6 protein-coding genes are annotated in these 4,530 nt (G+C 71.7%); 3 read left to right on the forward strand and 3 right to left on the reverse strand.

The features are described from left to right. The 3 genes from ACNTMW_RS34100 to ACNTMW_RS34110 all read right to left on the reverse strand — a co-directional run. A partial coding sequence (locus ACNTMW_RS34100) for a Clp protease N-terminal domain-containing protein (protein ID WP_426638195.1) occupies positions 1-642 on the reverse strand: 642 nt, incomplete at its 3' end. Between the two features lie 531 nt (positions 643-1,173). Beyond that, positions 1,174-1,563 (reverse strand): hypothetical protein, encoded by a 390-nt coding sequence (locus ACNTMW_RS34105; protein WP_426638196.1) that lies wholly within the window; start codon positions 1,561-1,563, stop codon positions 1,174-1,176. Between the two features lie 186 nt (positions 1,564-1,749). Then, on the reverse strand, positions 1,750-1,929 hold the full coding sequence (locus tag ACNTMW_RS34110) for a hypothetical protein (RefSeq protein WP_426638197.1): 180 nt from the start codon (positions 1,927-1,929) through the stop codon (positions 1,750-1,752). 544 nt (positions 1,930-2,473) lie between these two features. On the opposite strand from ACNTMW_RS34110, the gene ACNTMW_RS34115 reads away from it, so the two are divergent. From ACNTMW_RS34115 to ACNTMW_RS34125, 3 genes are all read left to right on the forward strand, one after another. Beyond that, complete coding sequence (locus ACNTMW_RS34115) at positions 2,474-3,175, forward strand: hypothetical protein (protein WP_426638198.1); 702 nt, start codon at positions 2,474-2,476, stop codon at positions 3,173-3,175. A gap of 494 nt (positions 3,176-3,669) precedes the next feature. Next, positions 3,670-4,089 carry an LPXTG cell wall anchor domain-containing protein gene (locus ACNTMW_RS34120; protein ID WP_426638200.1) on the forward strand — a complete coding sequence of 140 codons (420 nt, stop codon included), beginning with the start codon at positions 3,670-3,672 and terminating at the stop codon, positions 4,087-4,089. Positions 4,090-4,126: 37 nt separating this feature from the next. Then, positions 4,127-4,530 (forward strand): sortase domain-containing protein (locus ACNTMW_RS34125; RefSeq protein WP_426638201.1); only part of this gene is annotated, 404 nt, incomplete at its 3' end.

Consider the following 4,530-nt stretch of genomic DNA (forward strand, 5'->3'; position numbering starts at 1 on the left):
GTTGTTCTTGGTACGGCGGGAGAGCACCTGCATCACCCGCTCGATCTCCTTCTCACGCCCGATGACCGGGTCGAGCTTGCCCTCGCGGGCAGCCTGCGTGAGGTTGCGCCCGAACTGGTCGAGCACCCGCGACCAGGCCCGACCCGACGTGCCGGGACCAGAGCCGGCCTCGGCCCGTTCGCTGTCCTGGTAACCCGACAGCAACTGGATGACCCGAAGGCGGATCAGGCCCGGGTCGGTGGCCAGCGTGGCCAGCACCTGGGCGGCGATGCCCTCACCCTCGCGGATCAGACCGAGCAGGATGTGCTCGGTGCCGATGTCGTGGTGACCGAGCTGGAGCGCCTCCCGCAGCGCCAGCTCCAGCACATGCTTGGCACGCGGCGTGAACGGGATGTGCCCGCTGGGCGCCTGCTGTCCCTGGCCGATGATCTCGGTGACCTGCTGGCGCACACCCTCCAGCGAGATGCCCAGGCTCTCCAGAGCCTCGGCCGCCACATCGCCACCTCCGTGGGGGTCCTCACTCTCGCGGACGATGCCCAGCAGGAGATGCTCGGTGCCGATGTAGTTGTGGTTGAGCATCCTGGCTTCCTCCTGGGCCAGGACGACCACCCGCCGGGCTCGGTCGGTGAACTGCTCGAACATGATCAATCACGTCTTCCGGTGCGCGGCCTGTCCGTCCGCCGCTCCGGCGGGGCGTGCCTACAGGCCGCGCATGGGATATCCCGTTCGCTGGGTCGGAAACCTCGTGGCCGGCAAACCGAGGCGGTACGTCGGTGGTCGGGTCCCATCCGGTACGGGCGGCCGTGGCCGGATCGCCCGTGGCCGTTGCCTCTGTGCGGGCCTGCTGGCTACCACGACTGCGGATTTACGCCGCGCTCGTGGCCTGGGCCCGTGTGCGGCCATCCCACGTCTGCCAGTATCGGCCGTGTTGCCGTCGGTGCCAGTGGCGTGAAGGTCCCTACTCGTAGGGTCTTTCGGCCCCCACGGCGCACTCCGTCCTCGGCCCGGCTTCGCCCGGCGCGGCCATCAGGACGGCTGAGCCGGCGACCGAGGATGTATGCGCGCGATTCAATGCTGGAGGGCGCCGGGCGGCAACCGCCGAGCCGGTACGCCGCCGGGAACCTCTGGCCGCGATGCTGCGGCCCCGTACCGCTGGCGACGGTGGGTGGTCGGTCAGCCGATGACCTGCTCGCCGAGAATCCGGCGGGCCTCGTCGGGCTTGTCGACGCAGGTGGCGAAGACGACCTCGCCGCCGGTGATCGAGATGGGAAGCAGGCCCTCGACGTTGATGTCGGCGTCGGCCAGCTTGCGGACGAACCGGCCGACTTCGCCGGGCCGATCGGGGCACTTGACCTGCAGGGCGGGGTGTTGGGCGTAGGGCAGGTTCGCGCCGTCGAGGGCGCTGCGGGCGGCATCCTCGTTGTTGGCGGTCAGGTAGACCACTCCGCGGCCGCCGATCGTCGCGCCACCCGCCTCGGGGTGGACGCCGCGCCGGTCGAGGGTCTCGCCGAGGCGGGCCAGTTCGCCCGGCTGGCTGGTCAGCTCGACGGTGAACAGGTGCATGGCGGTCCTCCTGTCCGCCTCCGTGGCGGGCTCAGGCCGCACCGGCGCCCCACCACGCCGGGGCCGTCGGAAATCTCCCGTATCCAGTCCCGACGCTACTCCTCGCCACCGAGCGCCGTGCCAGCCGGCTGTCGGCGGCCCATCGGGACCACCACGGCTGTCGGCGGCCCATCGGGACCACCACGGTCATGGTGGCTCGTCGGGCGTCAGGTCCGCGCCGGGTAGCGCGAAGCCCTCGATCGAGTCCGGGGCGTCATCGTCGCCACGGCGGCGGGGCGCGTCGTAGCCGATGGCGGTCATCGTGGTCACGTTCCCGGGCGCGCTGGTGGTCTGCTGGTCGGGCCGGCCTGCCGCTGGCGCGACCACGCCGATGAGATGGTGCCGCCGCGACCGACATCCGTCGGCAGATCCTCAATGGAGGAACAGCGGCGTGCGGGTGGGCGGCTACCTCGGCGAGACCGTCGAGGTAGCCGCCAGGGATGGATGAGGGACACATCAGCCGCTTCCTCGGATCGCCACCGGCGGTCGGAGTGTCGTGACTGCCGGCGCGACGCACAGGCCGGCGGCGACCCGGGCTGCCACCTGTTCCAGGTTCCCTCACCGGTGGGGGTGACGCAACCGGTGTGAGTGGCCGGGGGAGCAGGTCTTTCGCGGGTGGCCCACCGGTGAGCGACTCAGCAGAGTGGGCGGATGCGCCGTCCCGCGGCGCGGGCGGTCCGGACGCGTCAGCCGGCCCGGCGGGTGGGGGTGAACGACACGCCGCCGTCGTGCGGTTGTGCCTCCAGACTCAGCCGGTGGGCGCGGCCCGTTCGGTCAGCGCCGATCCGGTCCTGGACGGTGGTCGCCAGAATGCGCCGACAACGCCCGGTAGTCGGGTGCGGGGCTGCGTCCGGGCCTCCAGAATCAGGCCATGGAGAGCGAACCGGACTCGGCTGAGGCGTTCAGGTGGTTGGGCCTGTCGTGGGCCGACCGGTGGCTTACCGAACTCGGTGCCACCGCCGCCGCCCTCGCCACGGTACACCGGCTCGCCACCGTCGACGACCTGCGCACCGTCGATCTTGTCGGGGAGGCGGCGCGCTGCGGGTTGATGCCCTCGTTCCTGCTGCACGCGCTGCTGGTACGGGGCGACTGCGTGGACCTCACGCCGTTCCAGCACGGCGTGCCGCTCGTGGCCCTGGCCACGATCCCGGTGTACTGCAGTGACGTGTGTCGGCAGTGGACGGACCGCCGACCGTGGCAGGCGAAGGCCCACGGACCGGGCTGCCTGCACCACAAGCACCTGCGCGGCGACGACGACCTGCTGGCCCTGGGGGAGTGGGTCGAGCAGCTCACCGCCGCGGCGGCACGGCCGTCCTGGTTGCCCGACGCGTGCGTGTGCGGCAGGTGCGGCGGGTTCGCCATCCGCCGCATGGATGCCGCGCACCTTCGCTACTGGCGCAGCGCACACCAGGCGTACCAGGCAGGTGACGCCATCGGCACGTGCCCGCGACACCCGGCCGCTGGCTGCGAATCAGACCCGGACCGGCAACCTGGCGACCCGGCATCACTGGTGTTGCCGGGCGTCGATGGCGGGCTCGATCACGCGGGGCACCTGCCTATCGGCCCGGCATGAGGTGGTCGGCGGGCGGGCCGTGGCGCCGTAGGGGGGAACAGGTCAGGAGCGGATACGCCGGAGCGCGGGGACATTCACGCACCGTGAGTCGGTACGTACCGTCGGTACGTCATTCGTGTCGGATGGTGTGCCGGTGCGGTGGGGTGGCTGCCTGACCCGCTCCTCACCCGCTGGTAACCCGGTGGAGAAATTGGTCCAGTTATCCGGTGCCGTGGTGAATGGCTCGCCATGATCCGGGTACCGCACATACCGTCGGCCTAGTACCGATGGCGTAGGCCGCCTCGGACTCCCGGCGTTGTTCGCACCACGCGTCGTCTTACCACGCGAAACCCCAGTAGTTCCAGGTCAGTACCGGACGGTTCCAGGTCAGTACCCGGACTTTGTGATCTCAGAGGGGAATGGTGCACAAGATGGCTCGGAAGCTTTTCTACGTCAAGTCCCTGTCCGCCGCGCGGCGTCCCGTTCGCGGTAAAACATGGCGGCGGCTGCCGGTGGTGGCAGCGCCCGCGGTGGTGGCGGCGTCGGTCGGGGTCGCGGTGCTCAGCGGCGCCGGCGGCGCCGCGGCGGCCAGCCGCCCGCTGGCCGGGGCCACCCCGACGGCGACCGCGACAGAAACGGCGACGGCGACGGCGACGGTGACGGCGGTACCGAAGGGCGCGGTCAGCGCCGGCGGTGGCGGTGCGGCCAATCGTCCGCTGGCCGGGGCCACCCCGACGGCGACCGCGACAGAAACGGCGACGGCGACGGCGACGGTGACGGCGGTACCGAAGGGCGCGGTCAGCGCCGGTGGTGGCGGCACCGCCGGGGACACCGGCGGAGGCGACCCGACGCTGCTGCTGTCGCTGGCCGGCGCGGGCCTGCTCGGCGCGGGTGGCCTGGTCATGGCGCGTCACCGTCGGGCCGTGAATGAGTAGGTATCGGCTGCGTCCGTTCCGTAGCAGGGTGACCGGGATGTTTCTCATCCTGGCCGCGCTGCTGACCGTCGGCCCGGTCACCCAGATGCTGGTCGCATCCGTTCCGTCCCAGGCTGTCGGGGCCGTCCCGCCGACCCACCGGTCGGCGGGACGGCCCGCCCCGCCGCCGCCGGGACCCACCGTGGCGGCGCTGCCCCGGTCGGTACCGGTCCGGGTGACGGTTCCGACCATCGACGCGGAGTCGTCGCTGATCCCGCTCGGGCTCACCGCCGACGGCGGACTGGAGACACCGCCGGTGGAGGACCCGATGCAGGCCGGCTGGTACTCCCTCGGCCCGACCCCGGGCGAGCCGGGCGCCGCCGTGATCGTCGGGCACGTCGACGGCTACCACGAGCCGGGAATCTTCTACCTGCTGTACAAGCTCAAGCGCGGCGACCAGGT

Origin of the sequence: Planosporangium spinosum, from assembly GCF_049999945.1 — a bacterium.
GTDB classification, from domain to species: Bacteria; Actinomycetota; Actinomycetes; order Mycobacteriales; family Micromonosporaceae; genus Planosporangium; species Planosporangium spinosum.

Bases quoted from the DNA above. Each gene is read 5' to 3' on its own strand.
- ACNTMW_RS34105 (WP_426638196.1), bottom strand. From the start codon at position 1,563: ATGCACCTGTTCACCGTCGAGCTGACCAGCCAGCCGGGCGAACTGGCC.
- ACNTMW_RS34115 (WP_426638198.1), top strand. From the start codon at position 2,474: ATGGAGAGCGAACCGGACTCGGCTGAGGCGTTCAGGTGGTTGGGCCTG.